This is a genomic window from Streptomyces sp. NPDC001351 (genome assembly GCF_042896045.1).
Lineage (GTDB): Bacteria > Actinomycetota > Actinomycetes > Streptomycetales > Streptomycetaceae > Streptomyces.
Genome location: NZ_JBIAWS010000013.1, coordinates 42660 through 64622, shown reverse-complemented (window position 1 = coordinate 64622; position 21963 = coordinate 42660). Strand labels below are relative to the sequence as shown.

At 70.5% G+C, this 21963-nt stretch carries 26 protein-coding genes and 1 tRNA gene; 25 read left to right on the top strand and 2 right to left on the bottom strand.

All coding sequences use genetic code 11. The features are described from left to right. Positions 1-276 precede the first annotated feature (276 nt). From ACFY1U_RS37605 to ACFY1U_RS37595, 3 genes are all read left to right on the top strand, one after another. Positions 277-1221, top strand: a complete 945-nt coding sequence (locus ACFY1U_RS37605) for a pentapeptide repeat-containing protein (RefSeq protein ID WP_390698541.1) — start codon at positions 277-279, stop codon at positions 1219-1221. A 346-nt stretch (positions 1222-1567) separates the two neighbouring features. Continuing rightward, positions 1568-2803 carry a helix-turn-helix domain-containing protein gene (locus ACFY1U_RS37600; RefSeq protein ID WP_390698540.1) on the top strand — a complete coding sequence of 412 codons (1236 nt, stop codon included), beginning with the start codon at positions 1568-1570 and terminating at the stop codon, positions 2801-2803. 17 nt (positions 2804-2820) lie between these two features. After that, complete coding sequence (locus tag ACFY1U_RS37595) at positions 2821-3363, top strand: flavoprotein (RefSeq protein WP_390698539.1); 543 nt, start codon at positions 2821-2823, stop codon at positions 3361-3363. A 216-nt stretch (positions 3364-3579) separates the two neighbouring features. On the opposite strand, the gene ACFY1U_RS37590 is transcribed toward ACFY1U_RS37595, so the two are convergent. After that, entirely contained in the window at positions 3580-3975 is a 396-nt protein-coding gene (locus ACFY1U_RS37590) for a GntR family transcriptional regulator (RefSeq protein WP_390698538.1), read from the bottom strand. A 359-nt stretch (positions 3976-4334) separates the two neighbouring features. Here ACFY1U_RS37590 and ACFY1U_RS37585 point away from each other — a divergent pair, with 359 nt between their 5' ends. The 20 genes from ACFY1U_RS37585 to ACFY1U_RS37490 all read left to right on the top strand — a co-directional run bounded on the left by ACFY1U_RS37585 (position 4335) and on the right by ACFY1U_RS37490 (position 17645). Beyond that, entirely contained in the window at positions 4335-4715 is a 381-nt protein-coding gene (locus ACFY1U_RS37585; protein WP_390698537.1) for an ATPase, read from the top strand. Between the two features lie 167 nt (positions 4716-4882). Next, positions 4883-5176, top strand: a complete 294-nt coding sequence (locus ACFY1U_RS37580) for a hypothetical protein (RefSeq protein WP_390698536.1) — start codon at positions 4883-4885, stop codon at positions 5174-5176. Further along, a complete protein-coding gene (locus ACFY1U_RS37575; protein WP_390698535.1) occupies positions 5173-5772 on the top strand; it encodes a hypothetical protein in 600 nt (199 codons plus the stop codon). Before ACFY1U_RS37580 ends, ACFY1U_RS37575 begins: the two co-directional genes overlap by 4 nt. Next, complete coding sequence (locus tag ACFY1U_RS37570) at positions 5769-6755, top strand: DUF2637 domain-containing protein (protein WP_390698534.1); 987 nt, start codon at positions 5769-5771, stop codon at positions 6753-6755. Before ACFY1U_RS37575 ends, ACFY1U_RS37570 begins: the two co-directional genes overlap by 4 nt. Next, positions 6752-7093, top strand: coding sequence for a hypothetical protein (locus ACFY1U_RS37565; RefSeq protein WP_390698533.1), 342 nt, complete (start codon positions 6752-6754; stop codon positions 7091-7093). The genes ACFY1U_RS37570 and ACFY1U_RS37565 overlap by 4 nt, the downstream gene beginning before the upstream one ends. A gap of 29 nt (positions 7094-7122) precedes the next feature. After that, positions 7123-8646 carry a DNA cytosine methyltransferase gene (locus ACFY1U_RS37560; RefSeq protein WP_390698532.1) on the top strand — a complete coding sequence of 508 codons (1524 nt, stop codon included), beginning with the start codon at positions 7123-7125 and terminating at the stop codon, positions 8644-8646. An 86-nt stretch (positions 8647-8732) separates the two neighbouring features. Continuing rightward, a complete protein-coding gene (locus ACFY1U_RS37555) occupies positions 8733-9050 on the top strand; it encodes a hypothetical protein (RefSeq protein ID WP_390698531.1) in 318 nt (105 codons plus the stop codon). 2 nt (positions 9051-9052) lie between these two features. Further along, positions 9053-9223, top strand: coding sequence for a pRL2-8 (locus ACFY1U_RS37550; RefSeq protein WP_390698530.1), 171 nt, complete (start codon positions 9053-9055; stop codon positions 9221-9223). Further along, complete coding sequence (locus ACFY1U_RS37545) at positions 9217-9546, top strand: hypothetical protein (RefSeq protein WP_390698529.1); 330 nt, start codon at positions 9217-9219, stop codon at positions 9544-9546. The genes ACFY1U_RS37550 and ACFY1U_RS37545 overlap by 7 nt, the downstream gene beginning before the upstream one ends. A gap of 80 nt (positions 9547-9626) precedes the next feature. After that, positions 9627-11852, top strand: coding sequence for a cell division protein FtsK (locus ACFY1U_RS37540; RefSeq protein WP_390698528.1), 2226 nt, complete (start codon positions 9627-9629; stop codon positions 11850-11852). Between the two features lie 141 nt (positions 11853-11993). Continuing rightward, positions 11994-12269: a hypothetical protein gene (locus ACFY1U_RS37535; protein WP_390698527.1), complete on the top strand. Its 276-nt coding sequence runs from the start codon at positions 11994-11996 to the stop codon at positions 12267-12269. After that, complete coding sequence (locus tag ACFY1U_RS37530; protein WP_390698526.1) at positions 12266-12460, top strand: hypothetical protein; 195 nt, start codon at positions 12266-12268, stop codon at positions 12458-12460. Before ACFY1U_RS37535 ends, ACFY1U_RS37530 begins: the two co-directional genes overlap by 4 nt. An 11-nt stretch (positions 12461-12471) precedes the next feature. After that, complete coding sequence (locus ACFY1U_RS37525) at positions 12472-13074, top strand: hypothetical protein (RefSeq protein WP_390698525.1); 603 nt, start codon at positions 12472-12474, stop codon at positions 13072-13074. Between the two features lies 1 nt (position 13075). Then, the gene (locus ACFY1U_RS37520) at positions 13076-13222 is read left to right on the top strand and encodes a hypothetical protein (RefSeq protein WP_390698524.1); all 147 of its coding nucleotides are present in this window, start codon (positions 13076-13078) and stop codon (positions 13220-13222) included. Positions 13223-13225: 3 nt separating this feature from the next. Continuing rightward, on the top strand, positions 13226-13411 hold the full coding sequence (locus ACFY1U_RS37515) for a hypothetical protein (protein WP_390698523.1): 186 nt from the start codon (positions 13226-13228) through the stop codon (positions 13409-13411). 5 nt (positions 13412-13416) lie between these two features. Further along, positions 13417-13905: a single-stranded DNA-binding protein gene (gene ssb / locus ACFY1U_RS37510; RefSeq protein ID WP_390698522.1), complete on the top strand. Its 489-nt coding sequence runs from the start codon at positions 13417-13419 to the stop codon at positions 13903-13905. A gap of 86 nt (positions 13906-13991) precedes the next feature. Next, on the top strand, positions 13992-14921 hold the full coding sequence (locus tag ACFY1U_RS37505) for a bifunctional DNA primase/polymerase (RefSeq protein ID WP_390698521.1): 930 nt from the start codon (positions 13992-13994) through the stop codon (positions 14919-14921). Continuing rightward, positions 14918-16057, top strand: coding sequence for an AAA family ATPase (locus ACFY1U_RS37500; RefSeq protein WP_390698520.1), 1140 nt, complete (start codon positions 14918-14920; stop codon positions 16055-16057). The genes ACFY1U_RS37505 and ACFY1U_RS37500 overlap by 4 nt, the downstream gene beginning before the upstream one ends. Beyond that, on the top strand, positions 16054-16257 hold the full coding sequence (locus ACFY1U_RS37495; protein ID WP_390698519.1) for a helix-turn-helix transcriptional regulator: 204 nt from the start codon (positions 16054-16056) through the stop codon (positions 16255-16257). Before ACFY1U_RS37500 ends, ACFY1U_RS37495 begins: the two co-directional genes overlap by 4 nt. A 230-nt stretch (positions 16258-16487) precedes the next feature. Beyond that, positions 16488-17645, top strand: a complete 1158-nt coding sequence (locus ACFY1U_RS37490) for a tyrosine-type recombinase/integrase (RefSeq protein ID WP_390698518.1) — start codon at positions 16488-16490, stop codon at positions 17643-17645. Between the two features lie 176 nt (positions 17646-17821). On the opposite strand, the gene ACFY1U_RS37485 is transcribed toward ACFY1U_RS37490, so the two are convergent. Further along, positions 17822-17894: transfer RNA gene (locus tag ACFY1U_RS37485), tRNA-Arg, on the bottom strand. A 320-nt stretch (positions 17895-18214) separates the two neighbouring features. Between ACFY1U_RS37485 and ACFY1U_RS37480 the strand changes: the two genes are divergently transcribed. Continuing rightward, positions 18215-19822 carry a dynamin family protein gene (locus ACFY1U_RS37480; RefSeq protein WP_390698517.1) on the top strand — a complete coding sequence of 536 codons (1608 nt, stop codon included), beginning with the start codon at positions 18215-18217 and terminating at the stop codon, positions 19820-19822. Between the two features lie 3 nt (positions 19823-19825). After that, positions 19826-21715 carry a GTPase gene (locus ACFY1U_RS37475; RefSeq protein WP_390698516.1) on the top strand — a complete coding sequence of 630 codons (1890 nt, stop codon included), beginning with the start codon at positions 19826-19828 and terminating at the stop codon, positions 21713-21715. The last annotated feature ends 248 nt before the right edge of the window (positions 21716-21963 follow it).

The following is a 21963-nucleotide window of genomic DNA, read 5'->3' as shown; positions in this document are numbered from 1 at the left end:
CCGTCGAGCAGGGTTCATAAGTTTGGGGTGGTGTGCAACCGCGGCCCCGGGCATGGGTGTGTACCGGGTATGGAGTCCTCACGCCCGCTCCGCCGTATCCGCCAAGCACGAGCGCTCCGCCGCGCTGAATGGGATGCTTTGACACTCCTGGATCAGCGGCGGACCAGGGTCCGACAGAAGGCTCGGGCCCGCCGCTGGGGCATGGTCTCGCTCCTCGCGGTTGGTGGCCTTGTCTTACTCGCCGGCTTGCCATGGCTTTTGTGGCGAGGGCCCTACATGTTCGACGGCAAGTATCTGGACGATGGCGAACTAGCGAAGGGGTCGGCTGCCCTGGTTACTGGCCTGCGCACCGCCTTGGTCGCTTGCGTTGCCGCTATCGGGGCCTTTGGCGCCCTGGTCTATACCGCCCGAACCTACCGCCTCACCCAGCGCGGCCAGATAACTGAGCGATTTACCAAGGCGTTGGAGCGCCTCGGCTCGGAGCATCAGTATGTGCGCATTGGCGGCATCCTTGCCCTGGAACAAATCGTCCAGGACGCGCCCGAGCAAGCTGCCACCGATGCGGCCCGCGTCCTGGGCCATTTCATCCGCGACCGCGCTCCAAAGGCGGTGCCCACCAAGCCAGTCCTGAACCTCCATGAGAGTGCACTGTCCACCACGCCCGCTGTCGCCGAGAAACTCCCCGATGTGCCGGATGCCGACGTCCAGGCAGCCCTGACTGCCCTCACCCGCGCGGAATCACGCACCCACGTTGACCCCCGGGAAGTCCTCAACCTCGTCGGACTCCACCTCGCTGGCGCACGACTAAGCCATGCCGAGCTCACTTGGGCGGACCTGAGCGAGGCGACACTCACCAACGCCGACCTGCGCGAGGCGACGCTCACCCATGCCGACCTGCATGGGACGACGCTCACCGGGGCCTACCTGCATGGGGCGACGCTCACCGGGGCCTACCTGGCCAACGCGACGTTGACCAGGGCACACCTGCGCGAGGCGACGCTCACAAAGGCCATCCTGATCGGGGCGACGCTCACCGAAGCCAACCTGGCCGAAGCGACGCTCACCAAAGCCAACCTGGCCGAAGCGACGCTGACTGAGGCTGACCTGTCCGGGGCGACGCTGACTGAGGCCGACCTCTGCGGAGCAGACCTGACGGAGGTTCGAGGGTTTACTCAGCCCCTTACAGCAGGTCAAACCGACGGGATGACCATCCTTCCCTGAGCGCCAACGGCCAGCGACGCCATGGCTGCCCATCCCGAAACCGATCGTGCAGTAGGACCCAGTAACCCCCCCTGGGTGTTACAGCCTTTCAGGCCGGACACCCGGACACTTGCCTTTCGGGGGTGTCCGGTTCATTGGCGCAGGTCAGAGCCTTAATCGGACAGTCGGACACGTAAGACACCCGCCATCCATCAACCTCATCACGGAGAGCACGGCCCGGACAGACTGTCCGGGCCGTGCCTCGTTGCGCCCCTCACGATCGAGCGGGCGGGCAGCGCTATCTGTCCAGCTCGACGACCGGCTCGGTACCGTGAAGCGGGCCCCTACAGCCAGGAGGCAACACGCAATGCGTGGTCTTGGAGATCACCTCAGCATCGGCGAGCGCATCGCGTTCTACCGGAAGCGCCGCGGCTACACGCAAGAGGTGCTGGCCGGTCTGGTCGGTCGTAGTACTGATTGGCTCGCGAAGATCGAGACGGGGCGCCGGAAGCCGCCCCGTATCGACATGCTCGCGGAGCTGTCGCGCATCCTGCGCGTGCCCCTCGGGGACCTGCTCGGACAGACCGTCCTCATGGAAGACGAGCGCCAACAGGACGACGTCCCCGCTGTACGCGACGCCCTCATGACCCCGCGTCGCCTCTCGCGTCTGCTCTTCGGCCCCGAGGCTGAGACTCAGTTGCCGACACCTGCCCCGGCGGCCGTACGGGTGGAGCAGGCATGGAACGACTACCAGGGCGGACGGCTCGGCAGCGTCATCGCTGCTCTTCCCGCGCTGCTTCAGACCGCACAGGAGTTGGAGGATCGCGCGGCACGTCGCGGTGACGACCGTAGCGATTGCTGGGCAGTGTCGGCCCGTACGCACCATCTCGCCGCTACGACGCTCGCAAAGATCGGTGAGTCCGACATTTCATGGCTCGCTGCCGAGCGCGCAATGCGGGCCGCTGACGAGTCGGACGATCCGCTTGTGTTGGCATCCGCGGCCCGGTCCGGCACACACGCTCTGCTCGCCAACGGGCGTTACGACGACGCACTCGAACTGGGCAACACGGCGGCAAGGTGGCTGTCGTCCCAGGTGACAGAGAACGACCCGGCTGCGCTCAGCTTGCTCGGGATGATCCACCTTCGTGCCGCAGTTGCGGCAGCGCGACATCAAGACCGGCCTACCGCCACGGGGCTATTGGACCGTGCCGAGGAACTCGCAGACGACCTCGGGTCGGATGAGAACTACTGGCAGACCGGATTCGGGCCGACGAACGTCCTGCTCCACCGCCTGTCCGTTGAGCTGGACCTCGACAACGTCTCGTACGTGGTGGAACACGGCCGGATCAACGTCGACCACATGCCGCAGGAGCGCAGCGTCTCCCACCGCATCGACTACGCGCGGGCTCTGTCGCTCGCCGGCCAGGGAGACGAGGCGTTTGCGGAGCTGCGGATGGCTGAGCGCACGTCGCCGCAGCTCGTACGCAACAATCCGAGGGTGCGCGAGACGCTGCGGGACCTGATCAAGCAGTCTCCTGTGACGGGCGGCTCGCGTTCGTCCGAGGTGTTCGTGATGGCGCAACGGTGCAGGGCGGTGCAGTGAGTTCAGGAAAGCGCGGGGTGCTCGGGGTCGTCGGGTCGGCGGCCGGGGGCGTCGAGGCATTGCGTACCGGCCTCGTGGAACCCGCGATGGATCGCGGATGGCAGGTGGCTGTCACGCTGACGCCGACCGCAGGTCAGTGGCTGCGGATGATCGGGGAGGTTGAGCGGCTGGAGAAGCTCACCGGCCTCCCCGTACGCGACGAACCGCGCATGCCTGGTGAGGCCCGGCCGCACCCGCCGGTTGATTGCTACGTGGTCGCTCCCGCGTCCGCCAACATGGTCGCCAAGCTCGCAACTGGCCTGATGGACAACCAGGCGCTGACCCAGGTTGGCGAGGCTATCGGCACCCTCGGTCTGCCCGTGGTCGTCTTCCCGCGGGTGAACGCTGCGCATGCTCGCCACCCCGCGTGGCAAGGCCACATCGACGCTCTTCGTGCCGGGGGAGTGCACGTCGTCTATGGCCCCAACGTCTGGCCGCTGTACGAGCCGAGGGAGGCGCCGGCGGGGCGCGAACTTCCGTGGGCCGCAGTGTTGGACGCCGTGGAGGAAGCCACGCGATGACGAGTCGTCAACCTGCCTGACCTGCAAGGAAAGAGGACCCGGACAGTCTGTCCGGGTCCTCTTCCATTTCCGGTCGCATGCTCATTGCCATGTCAGGGATCAATGAGCGAAGCGGTGAGTTGGGAGGTCCGACTCCCACGGAACTTGCCTTGATCGAAGCGAGTTTGAGCGAGGCGCGCGCCACGGTTGAACGACTGCTGCGGCGTGCGGACGAACTCACGGCGAGGGTGGAGTGCCGTCGCCGACAAGCTGTTCAAGGCGGTCGAGTCGCTCACCGAGCAGGCGGAGAGCGTCATGAATCGAGCTGAGCTCTGCGGACAGCGCGGTGAATGCCGGGCTGCTGCCCGGCTCGGTGCCGAGCGGCACCGAGGGGTCGCGAACGAATGTCCCGCGGCCTTGCTGGGTGAGGACCAACCCCTCGTCGCGGAGCTGACCGAACGCGCTCTGCACGGTCATGAGCTGCACGCCAAGGTCTTTGGCGAGCTTGCGAGCCGCGGGGAGCTGATCCCCCGGGGCGTACTCGCGGTCGGGGCCCGTGATCTTCTCGCGGAACTCCGCGGCGATCTCCTTGGCCGTGGGCGTGTGCTTGGGCGCTTCTGGGCTCTGCTCCATGGGTTCGAGAGTAGCCGGACCTAGGTCAATCTCTGCTCTTCGCCCGAACCCTCTTGACAGTCGGATTGACCTAGGTCAATCTGAAATCGCGCGCCGACGGATCCCGTGAAAACGGGAGTCCCTTCAGGGGTTACCGCACCCGTCGGAAGCGTTCGTTCCTTGACAACTGAATGGGGATCATGCCGCCTCTCCTCGGCCAAGTAGGCGGCGCACGCGGGCCCTGGTCCGTGTGCTGAACAGCGCAATCGCCCTGATGGTCGCAGACCGGGTTCGACTCCCGGCCGGGGCGCTAGGGGCGGTCGTCTCTCACCACTTCAAGACCACGGCCGCCCTGTCCCTTCGCAGCAAGAGGAGCCCTCATGGCCGTTGTTGAGATCGTCTCGTTCGGCTACCTGCACGACGCGCCGCCCGCCGCGCATCTGACCATCGACCTGCGTCACCACTTCCGGGACCCGCACGTGTCGCCGGAGCTGCGGTACATGACCGCCGACGATGAGCCGGTCCGCACCGCGGTGCTGAACACCCCCGGCATTACGGAGCTGGTGGAGGCCACCGCCACGGCGGTTGCCGCGTTCGCCTCCGGTCCCACCGCCGGGACCGTGACCGTCGCCGACGGATGCGCCGGCGGACGTCACCGCGCCCCCACCTTCGCCCGCGCGCTCGCCGAGCGGCTGCGCGAGTCGGGGCACAGCGTCACCGTCTCCCACCGCGACCTGAACAAGCCCGTCGTCCACCGCTGAGCCGTACGACAGCCCCGATGGTCGCAAGGCCGGGTTCGACTCCCGGCCGGGGCACCGTCCCGCCGCAGAAGCGGCTTGGGGCCGCACATCCCGGACGGTCGCCTCTCACCACCAGGCCACGACCGCCCGGCACCTCTCCAACCCTTCGACAAAACAGGAGCGCTGCCATGCGTGCCTACATCGGCGGTCATCAGGCCGTCTCTGTCAACGAGTTCATCGAACTGGCCCTGGGCACCCCGGCTGAGCTGTGGCTCGGGGTTGAGGGGGAGACCGAGGAAGAGGCCGCGGCTCGGCTGGACGCCGCGCGCGACATCCTCGCCGACAACCCGGAGCTCCCGGACGACGTGGCCCGCGTGGTCGCAGAGGTGATCGAGGCGCACGCCCCGGATCTGTTCAACGTCGTCCCGCTGACCCGCCCGGCCGGGCGCCGCTGGGTCTCCCGGAAGGGAGCGGCGGCATGACGACGATGGCCCCCGCTCCCGAGCTGCTGGCCGACCACACCGGCAAGCCGCGCCCGTTCCTGAACATGCCGCTGACCTACGACCAGGCTCGGTTGGGCATGGCCTTCCACGAGGCCGGGCACGCGGTGCTGTCCATGGCCTACGGCATGCACGTCATCACGTCCGAGGTCATTGCCTGGGAGCCGGAACCCGGCAAGTGGGCCGTCACCGGCAGCACCTCGCACCAGACCCACGACACTCCGCCGTGGCGCTACGCCGCGCAGTGCGCGGCCGGAGAGATCGCGCACGTCAACTACCTGATGACCTACGGGCTGTGGACGCCGCAGCGTGCCGCCGCGTGCGCTGCCGACCATGACCGTGAGCTGGCGATCGACGTACTCGCCCGGTTCGGCTACCGCCTCGGACGTTGGACCGTCCCGGAGGGCGGCAAGTCTTGGGGAATGGTGCGCGGGATGGCTCGCCGCAAGGTCGGCCACCTGTGGCGCGAGATCCGCGCCGTGGCGCACGTCATGGATGCGAGCACCGTGCTGACCGGCGACGAGATCGCCGCCCTGACCGGCCTGGTCAACCCGCCGTTCGAGGGGGGTGCGTCATGACCGCCGAGCAGACCGTCGAGCGGCCGGCGGTGCCGCCGCTGACCCGTCCGGAGATGGGGCTTGCCGGAGTCGGCGCGCTCGCCGCCGCCGCGGTCGGCGCCCTGGGCCTGTATTCGTCCTTCGACGCGGTCTCCCTGGCCGCGGCGCGGTGGGGTTTCACCACCCCGCACACGCTGCCCATCGCCATTGACATCGCCATTCCGGTGTTCACCCTGGCCAACCTGCTGTTGATCCGGCTGGACATGGCGCTTGGGTGGGTGCGATTCGTGCCCTGGGTACTGACCCTGGTCACCTGCTGGCTGAACATCGCGGCCGGGCACACCGTATCCGCGAAGGTGGCTCACGGCACGATGCCGCTGCTGTGGGTGGTGTTCTCCGAGATCGGCGCCCACGTCTACGCCGTCCGCATCGGCGCCGTCACCGGCCGCCGCATGGAGAAGATCCGGTGGTCCCGCTGGCTGCTGGCCCCGCTGTCCACCTTCGCGCTGTGGCGCCGCATGACGCTGTGGGAGGTCACCTCCTACACCGACGCCCTCGCATGCGAGCGGGAACGCCTGCTGGTCCGCGCGGACCTGCACGAGCGGTTCGGCTGGCAGTGGCGGTGGAAGACCCCCCGACGCGAGCGCGTGCAGCTGCGCATGGGCGAACTCGCCCCCGCCGGTGCCGACCTGCCCGTCGAGGAGCCGAAGCAGACCCCCGAGGAGCCGAAGCCCGCGGCGCCCAGGCCGCCGCGCAAGCGGCCCGCCAAGAGCAAGGACACCGCGGCGCCGCGCACTCCGGCCGAACTGCTCGCCGAGGCACGCACCATCACGGCCGACTGGAAAGACAGCCAGGTCAACGCCGAGGCGCTGCGCAAGGCGCTGCACTGCGGCGCCCGTCCCGCCCGGCAGGTGCGTGACGCCCTGCTCGCCGAGCGGGCCGACGGCCGCGCCCTGCACCCCGTCGACGCGTCCGGCGACGGTGCCGAGGGGGTCGCGGCGTGAAGTCTCAGCCCCTTGCCGCGGTCGGCACGTGGCGGCCGGTGATGGAGGCGGCCGGTTACCGCTGCCAGTGCGCGGGAGAGTGCGGCAACCCGCATGCCAAGGCCGGTGGCCGCTGCCCGCGCGAGCACGACGGCTACACCAGCAAGCACGGTCACCGCGTCCGCCTGATGGCCGCGCCCGCCGACCCGCTCACGCCGCCCGTCGAGGCCGCCGCGCTGCCGTCGGCACAACTGCGGGCCTGGTGCCCGGAGTGCCACACCGCCGCCGCCCGCACGGCCCGGAAGGCTCACGCCGCCGCGGCGCCCGCCGAGGACGCGCCCGGCTTGTTCGAGCTGTGAATCCCCCTGCTGCGAAAGGAAGTTCAGGCATGAGCCTGACGTTCACCGATCTGTTCTGCGGTGCCGGTGGCTCCTCCACCGGACTGGTCGCGGCCGGGCTGGAGTTGCGGCTCGCAGCGAACCACAGTGCGGTGGCCATCGAGACCCACGCGGCCAACCACCCGGACGCCGACCACCTGTGCGCCGACATCGACCACTACGACATGCGGCGCCTGCCCAAGACGGACGTGCTGTGGGCCTCGCCCATCTGCACCGAGCTGTCCCCGGCCGGCGGGCGCCGCCGCAGCAAGAAGATCTCGCCCGGGCAACTCGCCCTGGAAGAGGACGGGCCAGTCTCCTCCGGCCTGTACGAGCGGACCCGGGCCACGTTCTGGGACGTGATCCGGGCGGCCGAGGTGCACCGCTACCCGGTGGTGCTGATCGAGAACGTGGCGGAGGCCGCGGACTGGGAGCTGTTCGACGTCTGGCTCTCCGGCATGCGCACCCTCGGCTACCGGCATCAGTTCGTGTCCGTCTCCTCCGCCCACGTGGGCGGGCAGGGCAACCTCCCGGCGCCGCAGTGGCGCGACCGGATCTATGTGGTGCTGACCCGCGAGGGCATCCCGCTGCCGGACGTGCAGCCGCGCCCGCTGGCCTGGTGCCCGGCCTGCGGCGAGACGGTGGCCGCGTTCCAGTCCTGGAAGAAGCCCAGCGCCCGGCAGTTGGGCAAGTACGGGCAGCAGTACGTCTACCGCTGCCCCAACGGCCCGCGCTGCCGCCACACGGTCGTCGAACCGTACGTGCGGCCCGCCGCCGACATCATCGACTGGACCAACCTCGGGGTACGCATCGCCGACCGGCCACAGCACAAGCTGCCGCCGCTCGCCGCGAACACCGTCCGCCGCATCCGCACCGGGCTGGACCTGCTCGGCACCCGGCGGATGGTGCTTACGGTCAACCACGGCGGTCACGACGGCCGCCCGGTGCCCGCCGACGCGGCGCCGCTCGCCGCCCGCACGGCGAAGATCGGGGACGCCCTGTTGGTCCCGGATGGTGCGTTCTACGTCAAGAACTACGGCGGTAACGCCCGCCCGTCCGACCTGGTGCGCAGCATCACCGAACCGTTCGGGACCGTCACCGCCCGGGACAGCCATGCACTCGCCGTACCGCCGCAGGCCGACGACGCGTTCATCGTGACCCTGCGCCGCAACGCGACTCCGACGCCGGTCGCCGAGCCGGTGGACACGGTCACCGCGAAGGGCCGGCATCACTGGCTGGTCATCCCGTACCGCAACGCCGCGGCGAAGACCACGGCGGAGCCGCTGCACACCCTGGGCACGGTCGACTCCGCCGCGATCGCCTCCCCCGCGCCGGTGCTGGAGGAGTGCCACTACCGGATGATCCAGCCGCGCGAACAGCTGCTCGCGCAGCGTTTCCCGGCCGACTACATCGTCCACGGCACCAAGGGCGAGCAGACCATGCAGGCCGGAAACGCCGTGTCCTGCAACGTCGCCCAGTGGCTTGGCGAACGTGTCGTCGACGCCCTCAGCCGCACGGCCGCGAACGCGGCCTGACGACCTCCCTGCCCCCGTCGGCGCGGCCACGTATCTGGCTGATGGCCACGCCACCGACGACAGATAACCCCGAGGAGGGGCTGACTATGGCCAAGCCCAACACCAGCCGTCTGGACCGCGAGATCCGGCAGACGGAACGCAAGCTCACAGCGGTGCGGAATGAGGAGATGTGGCCGCTGACCGGCGCTGAGCGCCGCAAGGTCGTCGCCGCCCTGGCCGGCGGCTCCTACCGGACGCTGCGGGGCAAGAGCACCGGGCGCGCGGAACGTGTGCTTGAGCAGGTCTGGAACTCCGTGCAGACCCGGCTGAGCAGCGAACTGGCCGCGCTGCAGAAGGAGCGGCAGCGGATCGTGGGCGAGGCTGCCGCCGCGAAGGCCGCCAAGAAATCTTCGGGGTGGTGGTGACCGTGGCCGCACGCGAGACGCCGCCCGGTGAGTGCCCGCAGTGCTGGCAGCACGCCTACGACCGGAGCATCCACCGCAGGCTCCGCCCCCGCGAGGACTGCCAGCCGTGCCTGGACCACATGCGCAACGGCTGCCCGTACCTCGTGCCCAAGAGGAAGTCGAGCTGGTGGTGAACCTGAAACGGATCACCCGTCTCTTCGGCGGCTCGGGTGGCTCGGCCGGTCGGCCGCTACCGGCCGACTCAGCGCGGGCCGTCTGCCTGTCCGGCCGCAACTTCGGCGTGCACGGCGTGATCCCGGCGTCCTACGCCCGGTTCACGGTCAGCCGACGCCGGGCCTGGGGCCACGACGTCCGCGCCTATCCGACCACCGGCCGCGACGGCACCGCGTTCACGGTCGTCTACACCCGCGTTGCCTACCCCGACGACCCCGGCCTTGAAGTCCTGGTCACGGTCTTCGAGTTCCCCACCGGCAGCGCACTCCCGCCCGGCATGTAAGCCCACGGGCCCGGCCGCCCACCTCCTACAGCGACGGCCGGGCCCGCTCTCCCTCACACCCTGAAGTGGAAGGAATCTCAGTGAAGCACCCCGACGACGACAACGAACTCTTCAACCGGCTGGAAGCCGAAATGGCCGACTCCGGGGGCGAGGTGGTCGACCTCGACAAGGCCCGATCGGCCCGTATCGAGTCGGGCGACCCGAGTGCCGGACCCGGCGCCGACCGGTCGCCCGACTCCGACGCGGACCGGTCGGGTGACGAGTCGGCCGACCCGACCGCGCGCGTGATGGTCGACCAGCCGACCGCGAAGGCGGCCGGTCCGGGCTACCTCGGTCGGCTGGCCGCAGCCAAGCGCCGGGACGTCATCCCCATCTGGATGCGGTCGACCGCCGAACTGCGCACCGCCGCCGGATGGGTGGCCCGCCACTACGCCCACACCGCCGGGTACCACGCGCTGCGCTCCCCGGTCTACGCCGCCCGGCTGACCATGCAGGCCCCGACGGGTCTGGCCCGGTTCGTGGGCGGCACCATGCGGTGGGTCGCCGACCGCGAGGGCGAACCGGTCCGACTCGCCGCGGTGCGGCGCGAGGACGCTGCCGAGTACCTGAAGCTGTCGCGGCAGCGTGACGGCCGCGTCCGACTGCGCACCCTCGTGGCCGTGCTCGGCATGTTCGTCGGGTTGGGCGCCGCGCTCGCCATCTACGTGCTCGCCCCCGACTGGCTGCAAGCCGTCTCCGTGAGCGCCCTGGTGCTCGCGTTCGGGGCCGCCGGACGCAAGGCTGATGATCCGGTTATCCACAGGGCTGTGGAAGTTCCCAAGGCGACCAAGCTCACCTCGGACATCGTCCTGCGGGCGCTCGGGGCCCTGGGCATCCCCGCCATCAACCAGGCGCAGGCCAAGGGGCGGGACGGGTTCGAGTTCACCGCCCCGATCACCCGCGACGGGCCGGGCTGGCGCGCGGAGGGAAACCTGCCCTACGGCGTGACCGTGACCGACGTGATCGAGCGCCGCGAACGGCTCGCATCGGGCCTGCGCCGCCCGCTCGGCTGCGTGTGGCCGGAGGCCGTCTCCGATGAGCACACCGGGCGCCTGGTGCTGTGGGTCGGTGACCAGGACCTGAAGTCCGCGCCCAAGCCCGTATGGCCGCTGCTGAAGTCCGGCACGGTCGACCTGTTCAAGGCGATCCCGTACGGCACCGACCAGCGCGGACGCTGGGTCGAGGTCACCCTCATGTTCATCGCCGGGGTGATCGGCGCGATTCCCCGCATGGGCAAGACCTTCCTCCTGCGGCTGCTGCTGCTCATCGCGGCCCTGGATCCGCGCGCTGAGCTGCACACCTACGACATGAAGGGCACCGGCGACCTGGACCCGGTCGGCGAGGCCGTCTCGCACCGGCACGGCGTCGGCGAGGAAGACGAGACGATCCGGTACGCGCTGAACGACTTCCGCGCCCTGCGCGAGGAGCTGCGGCGCCGTACGAAGGTGATCCGCTCGCTGCCCCGGGACATCTGCCCCGAGTCCAAGGTGACCAGCCAGCTCGCGGACAAGCGCTCGCTCGGTCTGCACCCGATCGTGATCGGGGTGGATGAGTGCCAGGTGCTGTTCGAGCACGCCGAGCACGGCAAGGAGTTCGAGGAGATCGCCACCGACCTGGTCAAGCGCGGCCCCGCCACCGGGATCGTGCTGCTCCTGGCCACCCAGCGCCCGGACGCCAGGTCGCTGCCCACCGGCATCAGCGCGAACGCCGGCGCCCGCTGGTGCCTGAAGGTGATGGGCCAGACCGAGAACGACATGGTGCTCGGAACCTCCAGCTACAAGCGGGGCGTGCGCGCGACCATGTTCGCCTGGGGGGACAAGGGCCTGCACTACTTCGTGGGTGAGGGCTCCGATGCCCGGATCGTCTACGGCACGTTCCTCGACGCCCCCGGCGCCGTGGCCGTAGCCGCCCGCGCCCGCACCGCCCGCGAGAAGGCTGGACTGCTCTCCGGCTACGCGGCCGGGGAGAGTGCGGAGGCGGTGACGGGCCCCTCCTACGACCTGCTCGCCGACATCCTCGCCGTCGTACCCGCCGCGCAGGCCAAGGAATGGTCCGAGACGATCGTGACCCGGCTCGCCGAGTTGCGCCCGGAGGTCTACACGGGCTGGGAGCCCGAGACCCTCGCCGCAGCGCTCAAGCCGCTGGGCATCTCCACGATCCAAGTGGGGCGCCGCATCGACGGCAAGGTCGTCAACCGGCGTGGCGTCGACCGCTCGCACATCACGGCCGCGATTGCGGAGCGTGACGGAAAGCGGGACGCGAGCTGACGCCCGAGGGCCACTATCGATAGCGGTACGCCCCGCTATCGTTAGCGGCCCCCTTAGCGGCCCAAACCCCGTCTGATCAGGCCGCTAGTGCATAGCGGCCCATCTGCGGAAACCCCGGAAAACCGCCTGGAAGGGCCCTTCATGACCCCCATCCTCCTTGCTATCGCCTGCCTGCTCGTCGTCACTCTTGGTTACAGCGGGCTGTGTGCGGCCTCGCCGTTCGGCGACTGCCGCAAGTGCCACGGCATGGGCCACCAGCTCAAGACCAACCGCAAGGGACAGCTCAAGCGCGGCAAGGACTGCCGCCGCTGCCACGCCACCGGCAAGCGCATCCGCGCCGGCCGCTGGCTCTACAACCGCTGGGCCCGCATCTACCGCGCGGGCACCGACACCCCCCGCCCGGGGGGCTCGCGATGACCCTGACCATCTCCGCCGTGCTGCTCTTCGGCGTCGCCTCCGTGTTCGCCGTCAAGACCAGGTCGGCGAACGGGGGCGCCGCGGTGCTGCTGTTCCTGTTCGGCTTCTTCACCGCCGGGACCGGCGCCTACGGCCCCATTCATGACCTGGTGGCGTCCTTCGCCCGGTTCCTGTCCCAGCTCGGCAACTGAGGAGAGACCCCGTGAACGAACCCATCGTCGCGCGGCACTGGCTCACCATCGCCGCCCCCAAGGCAGCGCCCGCCGTCGCCACCACGACCGTGCTCGCGCTGGCCCGGATCTGGAACGCCAACGGCGCCGAACACTCCGTCGGCAACGCCGCCCTCATGACCGTGCTCGCCGCCGGGGCCGCAGCGGGCGGCGCCTCGCTGGCCCGCGCCGGCGAACCCGTGCTCGCCGCCACCGGCTACGCCGCCTCCGGCAGCCTCGCCCTCGCCGGGGTCGCCGGATACTCCGACGGGCTGTCCCTGCCGCTGCTGCTGTGGGCGCTCACGACCGTGCTCGCCTACTGCTTCGCCGCCCGCCACTGGCGCCAGGACCGGCGCGAGACGGTCGCGTTCGAGCGGCAGGTGAGCGAGCGGCGCGAGGAACACGCCCACATCGAACGTGTCGAAACCCTGCGCGCTCAGACGCAGGTCGAGGTGGCCCGCACCGGAGCCGCCTACGCCGAACAGCTCGCCCAGGCCCTCGTCACCCGCGCCGCGCTGCCCGGCTTCGACCTCACCGCGCTGGAGCGTGCGGGGCTGCCCGCGCTCCCGTCCGTCGACATCAGCAAGGAGCACTGACGTGGACATCGACCCGGACGAGGTCGTCACCGTCGAACTGCGCTGGGACAACGACGGGTTGCCCACGATCTACAGCAGCGACATCACCCGCCGCCACCTCGGAGACCTGCTCCTGCAGATCGACGACATGGCCGCCGAGACGGACTGAGCCGTGTTCGAGATCCGCGTCATCTGCACGCCGGACGACGCCGACCGCGTCAGCACCGCTTTGGCCGCCGCGTTCGACACCGGCCCGGCACGCCAGTACCCCACCCGCGACCGCAAACGGCTGCGGCTGTACGTCACCGCCGACCACCGCACCTCCGGCACCAACCCCGCCAACACCGAAAGCGAGTGATCCACATGTCCGTGGGCGAGACCCCCATCACCATCGTCGGCAACCTCACCGACGACCCCGAACTCCGCTACACCCCCTCCGGCGTGGCCACGGCCAAGTTCACCGTCGCCTCCACCCCGCGCTCCTACGACAAGACGTCCGGTCAGTGGCAGGACGGAACCGCGATGTTCCTGCGCTGCACCGGATGGCGGGAGCTGGCCAACCACATCGCCGACACGCTCGGCAAGGGCACGCGCGTGGTCGTGGTCGGTCGCCTGCGGCAGCACAACTGGGAGACCCCCGAGGGCGAGAAGCGGTCCATGCTCGCGCTGGAGGTCGACGACATCGGCCCGTCCCTGCGGTTCGCCACGGCCAAGGTCGCCAAGGCGCAGCGCAACGGCACCGCCCCCTCCGGCCCGGCCAACGACGCGTGGAACACCCCCGCCCCCGCCGGAGCCGCCCCGGCCAACGGCGGATGGGGCACGCCGGCCTCCGGCAACGAACCGCCGTTCTAGACGCGCCCGGGGCGGGCGCCTCTCACCACAAGACCGCGCCCGCCCCGGCTCCCTTGTCCCTTCGACAGAACAGGAGAACCTCCAGCATGCCTCAACAGGACGGCTCTGCCCAGCTCAGCGCCGCGCTTGACGCCGCGTCGCGCGGCTGGCACGTCTTCCCCCTCATCCCCGGCGACAAGCGCCCCGCCGTCACCGACTGGGAGACCCGCGCCACCACCGACCGCGAACGCATCACCCGCTGCTGGACTCACGCCCCCTACAACGTCGGCATCGCCACCGGCCCCTCACGCCTGGTCGTCGTCGACCTGGACGTTCCCAAGGGCCCGGACGACACCCCGCCGCCCGCATGGACTCACCCCGACATCCACGACGGGGTGGGCGTGCTCTTCGCCCTGCGCGAGCGCCACGGCGACGACGGCCCCCTCGTCGCGTGCGCGCCGCACGACGGCTTCGCCGAGCTGCTGCCCGCCGCGCACATCGTGAAGACCCCCAGCGGCGGCACCCACCTCTACTACGCCGCCCCCGACGGCGAGCCGCTGCGCAACACTGCGGGCAAACTCGGCTGGAAGGTCGACACCCGCGCGGCCGGCGGCTACGTCGTCGGCGCGGGCAGCATCGTCAACGGCCGCCCCTACACGACCGTTCACGACGCGCCCGTGGCTCCGCTGCCGGACTGGCTGACCACCTTGCTGCGGCCCGCCCCGCTGCCCCCGCAGCGCCCGGTGACGGTCTCGTTGACCACCCACGACCGGCGCGGCAAGTTCCTCAACGCCGCGCTCAACGGCGAGTTGGCCCGCGTCACCAACTCCGGTGCCCATCAGCACAACAACGCGCTGTACTACGCGTCTGTGGCGCTGGGTCAACTGGTGGCCGGGGGAGAGCTGGACGTGTACGAGGTGACCGAGAAGCTCACCGAAGCCGCGCTCAGCGTCGGCCAGGGCGAGCGCGAGGCACGCCGCACCATCGCCTCCGGCCTGCGGGCCGGAGCCAACCGCCCCCGGACGGTCGCGGCATGAACAGCAACCCCATCCCGCCCCTGCACCTGTACTCCGTGCCCAGCGATCCCGAGGCGGCCCCGCGGGAGCTGCCGAAGCGGGAGCGCCCGCGCACCGCATGGACCGCGGATCAGCTCATGGCCGCCGACTTCCCGGAGCCGAAGTGGGCCGTGCCCGGCATCCTCGCCGAGGGCGTCAACCTGCTCGCCGGACCCCCGAAAGTGGGCAAGTCCTGGCTGTCCCTCGGCTTGGCCCTCGCGGTCGCGGCCGGCGGGCACGCCTTCGACACGCTGCCGGTCGACGGCGGACCGGTGCTCTACCTCGCCCTGGAGGACACCCCGCGCCGTCTCCAGACCCGCATGCGCAAGATGCTCGGGGGACAACCCGCCCCGGCCGGACTGACGTTGGTCACCGAATGCCCGCCCTTCCCCCAGGGCGGCAGCGACGCCATCGCCAACTGGCTGGAGCGCAACCCGGACGCGCGCATGGTCGTCATCGACGTGTTCGCCAAGATGCGCGGCCCCGCCCCGCAGGGCGTATCCGCCTATGACGCGGACTATGTCGCTGTCGGCTACGCCAAGCGGATCGCCGACCACTACGGCATCGCCGTGGTGCTCGTGCACCACGTCCGCAAGGCAGGCTCGGACGACTTCCTGACCGAGGTGTCCGGCACCAACGGCATCGCAGGAGCCGCAGACGCCACCCTCGTACTCAAGCGGGCACGCGGGCAGGCAGACGGCATCCTGCACGTCACGGGACGCGACGTCGACGAAGCCGAATACGCCCTGAAGTTCCAAGCCGCCTCAGGCGCCTGGCAGATGCTCGATGGCCCGGTCTCGGACCACACGATAGGCGACACCCGCGCGGCCATCCTGCGGCACGTCCGCGAGAACCCAGGGGTCCGGCCGCGGGACATCGTCGCCGCGCTGCCGGACGTCGACGCGGACACCGTCCGCCGCTACTGCTCCCGCATGGCGGAGGCAGGACAGCTCACCAAGGACGCGGCAGGCCGCTACTACCCGGACACCGCGCCCCCGGAGGTGTCCCAGGTGTCCGACTGTCCTATTACTCCCTCTGACCTGCACGAACAGACCGGACACCCCCAGACCCCCAGTGTCCGACTGTCCGACTCCGACGATGGAAGGAGCGCGCGGTGACGACGGCCCTGCCCAGGTCACGAGACGACAAGCTCACGCTCGCTGAGATCTGCACGGACCTGAAGATCTCGCGCTCCACCTTCTACGACTGGCGCGCGAAGGGGCGCGCACCGCGCTGCATCAAGCTGCCCAACGGCGACCTGCGGATCCGCCGCAGCGATTACGAGCACTGGCTGGACGACCGGGAGGACCGCGCCTGATGGAGACGACGTACAACGTCAAGATCTGGAGCATCAGGGTCTACCGGGGCAAGCAGAAGACCTCGTACAGCGTGCGCTGGTCCTTGGACGGTCGAGAGTGGCGCCAACCCTTCGACACACGGGCGCTCGCAGACGCGTTCCGCTCCGAGCTGGTCAGTGCCACGCGCCGTGGTGAGGCCTTCAGCCTCACCACGGGCCGCCCGGTCTCCCATCAGTCCGGGGCGAGCGCGGTGAACTGGTACAACTTCGCCGTCCAGTTCGCGGATGCTCAGTGGCACCGCACTGCGGGAAACAGCCGGAAGAACACGGCCAAAGCCCTGATGACAGCAACCGTCGCGCTTCTGCGCACGCCGCCGGCCGCCTTCAAGTCGGTCGACGTGCGCACCGCGCTGCGAGAGTTCGCGTTCAACACCCGCCGTCGGGAAGAGGCCTCCGCCGAGGTGCTCACGATCCTGAAGTGGGTGGAACGCAACACCATGTCCATGGCCGCATGGGAGGACCCGGCCAAGGTGGACGAAGTCCTGCACGCCCTGGGAACGAAGCTGGACGGCACGCGTGCCGCTGCCAGTTCCGTCAAGCGCAACCGGCGGATCCTGAACGTCGCGATGGAGTACGCGGTGAAGCACCGGATCCTGCGGACCAACCCGCTGCCGAAGGGGCGAGGCTCGGTACCCAAGACATCGTCCGCCATCGACAAACGGTCTCTGCTCAATCCTGAGCAGGCGGCCCGACTGCTGGGCTGGGTGCGACGCCGCCCCCGGGGCGGCAAGAGGCTGCACGCGTTCTTCGCCACGCTCTACTACGCCGGGCCACGCCCGGAGGAAGTGGTAGCGATGGACGTGGCGGACGTCCGGCTACCCGAGGAAGGAGCCGACGACCAATGGTGTGAGTTGCTGTTCCACACAGCTCAGCCCGAGGTCGGGAAAAACTGGACTGACGACGGCGAGATCCACGAAGAGCGCGGCCTGAAGGGGCGCGCTGCGGACGACACCCGAGTCGTACCGGGCCACCCCTCGCTGACACGAATCCTCCGTGAGCACATCAAGACGAAGCACCTGAAGCCAGGGGATCTGCTGTTCCAAGGAGAGAAGGGCGAGATGCTCGCGGGCTCCGTCATCCGCCGGGCATGGCGAAGCGCACGTAAGGAAGTCCTCACGCCGGAGGAGTTCGCCTCGCCGCTGGGCAAGAGGGTGTATGACCTGCGGCACACGTGCCTAACCCGGTGGCTGAACGACGGCGTACCGCCCGCACAGGTGGCTGAGTGGGCGGGGAACAGTGTCCCGGTCTTGCTGGCCATTTACGCCCGCTGCGTCTCTGGGCAGCTTCGGGACCTCAAGCGCCGCATGGAGGCGGGGGAGGACCTTCCGGAGCTGCCTGAGACGGCGTGACGGCGCCGGAAGGCTTCGCCACGTATTTGCCACAGCCACCCGCAGAAACCCGGTGACAGCCGGACAGCGCCGGACCCTCCTCGTGATCAATGGGGAGTGGTCTGGCGCTCTTCTGTGAGGGATTCCACCTACTCTGACCAGCAAAAACGCCCTCCCGAAGGAGGGCGGAGACTGGGCGCCCCCGGCAGGACTCGAACCTGCGGCCAAGCGCTTAGAAGGCGCCTGCTCTATCCACTGAGCTACGGGGGCCGGTGTGTGGCCGCTGTCGTGGGTGCCCGGGTGTGGGCCGTTCCGTGACGTTGCCGGGGACAAGGATAGGGCTCCCGTGTCCTTGTCCCTGTTGCTTCGCCTCCGTGGCTCGATGTGGAGGTTCAGTGAAGCGGTCCTGATAATCGCAGGCAGGTACGAATCGTGCATCGCTTTTGGGCCCCCGCGCACCGGGTGTTGTGCACTCGTTATGCCTGGACTGTGCCTGCGCCCCAGTCATCCCTTCCGTCCCTTGTGTCCTATCGGCACGCAGACATGCTCATATGCTTCAGAATTCCCCTAAAATCGGGCATTCTCCGCATGTGGTGACCTTGGACGTACGGCCTCAGCTGCTCGACGCACTCTCCGCCCTGCGCGACAGTGTCGCCGCCGCACGCTTCCCGCTGCCCCTGGCCGGGGCTCCACGCGCGCGTGCCAACCGCGACGAACTGCTCGCACAGCTCGACGACTACTTGTTGCCCCGGTTGCGGGAGCCCGAAGCGCCCTTGCTGGCCGTCGTGGGCGGCTCGACAGGAGCCGGCAAGTCGACTCTCGTCAACTCCCTCGTGGGGCGGCGGGTCAGCGAGGCGGGCGTGCTGCGGCCGACCACACGGACACCGGTGCTCGTGTGCCATCCGGAGGATCATCACTGGTTCAGCGGGATGAGGGTGCTGCCCGACCTCACCCGCGTGTGGGTGCCCCATCAGGACGCCGGGGAGGACCTGTTGCTGCCCGGGGAGGACCCCGCGCGCGTGCTGCGCGTCGAGACCGCCGACACGATGCCGCGCGGGCTCGCCCTTCTCGACGCCCCCGACATCGACTCCCTGATCGCCGACAACCGCGTCCTGGCCGCCGAACTCGTCTGCGCGGCCGACATCTGGGTCATGGTCACCACGGCCGCCCGCTACGCCGACGCCGTCCCCTGGCATCTGCTGCGCACCGCGAAGGAGTACGACGCCACCCTCGTGACGGTGCTCGACCGCGTGCCGCACCAGGTCGTCTCCGAGGTGTCCCGGCAGTACGGCGCGCTGCTCACCAAGGCCGGACTCGGCGACGTACCGCGCTTCACCGTGCCCGAACTGCCCGAGTCCGCCTGGGGAAGCGGGCTGCTGCCGGCCACCGCCGTGGCCTCGCTGCGGACCTGGCTCGTCCACCTGGCGCAGGACCCGGCCGCCCGGCAGCAGGCCATGGCCCGTACCGCGAACGGGATGCTCGACTCCCTCAGGATCCGGCTGCCCGAACTGGCCAGTGCCGCCTCCGCCCAGTACGCGGCGGCCCTGCGCCTCACCAACGCCGTCGAAGGCGCGTACGACAGCGAGCACGCGCGTGTGCGCGGGCGGCTGCAGGCCGGCGCCGTACTCGCCGGAGACGCCCTCAAGCGGTGGCGCGCCTTCCCCCTGGACTGCTCCGCCGGAGAGCTCCTGGACGCGCTCGTGGAGAGCCTGGCCACGCTTCTGCTGTGCGCCGTCACCGCCGCCGACGAGCGCATCCGGGAGGCCTGGCGGCGCGAGCCCGCGGCGAGCGCCCCGGAACTGACGGAACAGGAACCGTCCGCGGAGAGCGCCGAGGACCGCATCGGGATGGCCGTACGGCGATGGCGGCGCGAGCTCGAGGAGTACGCCGAGGAAGAGGTCCGCGACCTCGACCGCAATGTCGCGCCGGACCCCGAGGTCGTCGCCGCCCTCGTCACCACCGCGCTGCTGGGCGGCCGCCGGGCGCGTCCGGCCGGCGAAGGGCTCGCCGAGCGGATCGGGGCGCACGGTGCGCTGCGGCTGCGCGACCGGGGCGGGCGGCTGCTCACCGAGCACCTCGACCGGGTCATGCACACCGAACGCGAGCGCCGTCTCGCACCCCTCGACGCCCTCGAGATCCACCCCGAACCACAGGCCGAACTCATCGCCGCGCTGTCCCTACTGCAGAAGGAGAGGTGACCGGTGACTGCCGTCACAGACGAGGACCACACGGGCCGGGCCGAGCACCCCGAAGAGAGCGCCAAGGGCCTGACGGGAGGGGACCGGACGGCCAAGCAGGGGCCCGGCGAGCGGGAGTCCCGCGTGCGTGACAAAGGCGGCCACGCGCGCGTGGTGGACGTCGGCACCTCCCGTCGTACGGACTCCGCGAGCGCCTGGGACGACGGGCTGATCGCCCGGCGCGCGACCGAGGAGAACACCGGGTCCGAACACGTCCCGGCGGTGGAGACACGGGCGCTCAGCGTCCAGCCGACGGTCCCGCTCACCTACGACCGCCCCCTGCGCGCGCGGCTCGACGCGCTGCGGGAGCTCGTCGGGCTCTCCCGCACCCGGCTGGACGGTCAGACGCTCGCCGAGGCCGGACGGGTGCTCGACGAGTCGGCGGCGCGGCGCAGGCTCTCCGGCCAGCACACCGTCGTCGCCATCGCGGGCGCCACCGGCAGCGGCAAGTCGCAGCTGTTCAACGCCCTGGCCGGGGTGCCGATTTCGGAGACCGGCGTACGGCGCCCCACCACGGCGACGCCCATCGCCTGCAGCTGGAGCGACGGCGCGGCGAGCCTCATCGAGCGGCTCGGCATCCCGCCCCGGCTGCGGCGCCGCCCGCTGCAGAACCCCGAGACGGAGGCGCAACTGCGCGGGCTGGTCCTGGTCGACCTGCCCGACCACGACTCGGCGGCCGTACAGCACCGCGAACAGGTGGACCGGGTCCTGGCCCTCGTCGACGCCGTCATCTGGGTCGTCGACCCCGAGAAGTACGCCGACGCCGTCCTGCACGAGCGCTATCTGCGGCCCATGGCGGGGCACGCGGAGGTCATGTTCGTCGTGCTCAACCAGACCGACCGGTTGCCCGGCGAGGCCACCCACCAGGTCCTCGACGACCTGCGGCGGCTGCTCGACGAGGACGGGATCGCACTGGGCGAGTACGGCGATCCCGGTGCCACCGTGCTCGCGCTGTCCGCGCTCACCGGGGACGGCGTCGGTGAACTGCGCGAGGCACTCGGGCAGTTTGTGGCGGAACGCGGCGCTCCGGCGCGGCGAATTTCGGCCGATCTCGACGCGGCCGCAGAGGAGTTGCGGCCCCTCTACGCGGCGCGGCGGCGGACCGGCCTGAGCGAGGAGGCGCGGGACGAGTTCTCCGCCCGGCTCGCGGACGCGGTGGGTGCCTCCGCCGCCGGCGAGGCGGCCGAGCGCGCCTGGCTGCGCAACGCCAACCGTGCCTGCGGAACGCCCTGGCTGCGGCTGTGGCGCTGGTACCGCGACCGGTCCGAAGCGACCACCGGGCGGGTGCCGTTGCCGGCCCAGACGGACGAGGAGGCCACGGCACGCCAGCGCGTCGAGCAGGCGGTGCGCACGCTCGCCGACCGGGCCTCGACCGGGCTGCCCGCGCCCTGGGCCCAGGCGGTGCGCGAGGCGGCCGTACGCGGCTCCCACGGGCTGCCCGAGGCGCTCGACGAACTGGCGGTACGGGCGGGTCTGCCGCCGGGCCGGCCACCGCGGCCCGGCTGGTGGCCGCTGGCCGTCATGGCCCAGGTCTCCATGACGCTCCTTCAAGTCGTGGGCGGCCTGTGGCTGCTGGGGCAGATCATCGGGTTCATGGCGCCGAACCTCGGGGTGCCGGTGCTGCTGATGGCGGCCGGCATCATCGGCGGCCCGATCGTCGAGTGGAGCTGCCGGATGGCGGCGCGCGGACCGGCCCGCCGCTACGGCACCGACGCGGAACGGCGGTTGCGGGAGGCGGCCGCCGGGTGCGGCCGGGCCCGGGTGCTGGATCCGGTGGCGGCGGAGCTGCTGCGCTACCGGGAGGTGCGGGAGCAGTACGGCCGGGTGACGGGGGTGGGGACCGGGCCCCGGTGACACCCGGACGGGGCGGTGGGTTCCGGAGGGTGACGGTGAGCCTTTCTGCAGATGATCACTCGTCGGGGTCCTCCTGGACTCACTCGTCCGGGTGATGGAGTTTTCCACAGGCGGGGGACGGTCCACAGGGCTCAGCGGGCTCGGCCCGACGGAGGCAGTCTGGCGGTGCGGCGAGCGCGAGGTACACCGAGGTACACGGTCGCCGCGGCAGACACAGCCGTACGGGACGGGCCCGTAGGCATGTCCGC

Bases quoted from the DNA above. Each gene is read 5' to 3' on its own strand.
- ACFY1U_RS37570 (WP_390698534.1), top strand. From the start codon at position 5,769: ATGACCGCCGAGCAGACCGTCGAGCGGCCGGCGGTGCCGCCGCTGACC.
- ACFY1U_RS37535 (WP_390698527.1), top strand. From the start codon at position 11,994: ATGACCCCCATCCTCCTTGCTATCGCCTGCCTGCTCGTCGTCACTCTT.
- ACFY1U_RS37580 (WP_390698536.1), top strand. From the start codon at position 4,883: ATGCGTGCCTACATCGGCGGTCATCAGGCCGTCTCTGTCAACGAGTTC.
- ACFY1U_RS37560 (WP_390698532.1), top strand. From the start codon at position 7,123: ATGAGCCTGACGTTCACCGATCTGTTCTGCGGTGCCGGTGGCTCCTCC.
- ACFY1U_RS37605 (WP_390698541.1), top strand. From the start codon at position 277: ATGTTCGACGGCAAGTATCTGGACGATGGCGAACTAGCGAAGGGGTCG.
- ssb (WP_390698522.1), top strand. From the start codon at position 13,417: ATGTCCGTGGGCGAGACCCCCATCACCATCGTCGGCAACCTCACCGAC.
- ACFY1U_RS37590 (WP_390698538.1), bottom strand. From the start codon at position 3,975: ATGGAGCAGAGCCCAGAAGCGCCCAAGCACACGCCCACGGCCAAGGAG.
- ACFY1U_RS37505 (WP_390698521.1), top strand. From the start codon at position 13,992: ATGCCTCAACAGGACGGCTCTGCCCAGCTCAGCGCCGCGCTTGACGCC.
- ACFY1U_RS37585 (WP_390698537.1), top strand. From the start codon at position 4,335: ATGGCCGTTGTTGAGATCGTCTCGTTCGGCTACCTGCACGACGCGCCG.
- ACFY1U_RS37575 (WP_390698535.1), top strand. From the start codon at position 5,173: ATGACGACGATGGCCCCCGCTCCCGAGCTGCTGGCCGACCACACCGGC.
- ACFY1U_RS37600 (WP_390698540.1), top strand. From the start codon at position 1,568: ATGCGTGGTCTTGGAGATCACCTCAGCATCGGCGAGCGCATCGCGTTC.
- ACFY1U_RS37500 (WP_390698520.1), top strand. From the start codon at position 14,918: ATGAACAGCAACCCCATCCCGCCCCTGCACCTGTACTCCGTGCCCAGC.
- ACFY1U_RS37530 (WP_390698526.1), top strand. From the start codon at position 12,266: ATGACCCTGACCATCTCCGCCGTGCTGCTCTTCGGCGTCGCCTCCGTG.
- ACFY1U_RS37555 (WP_390698531.1), top strand. From the start codon at position 8,733: ATGGCCAAGCCCAACACCAGCCGTCTGGACCGCGAGATCCGGCAGACG.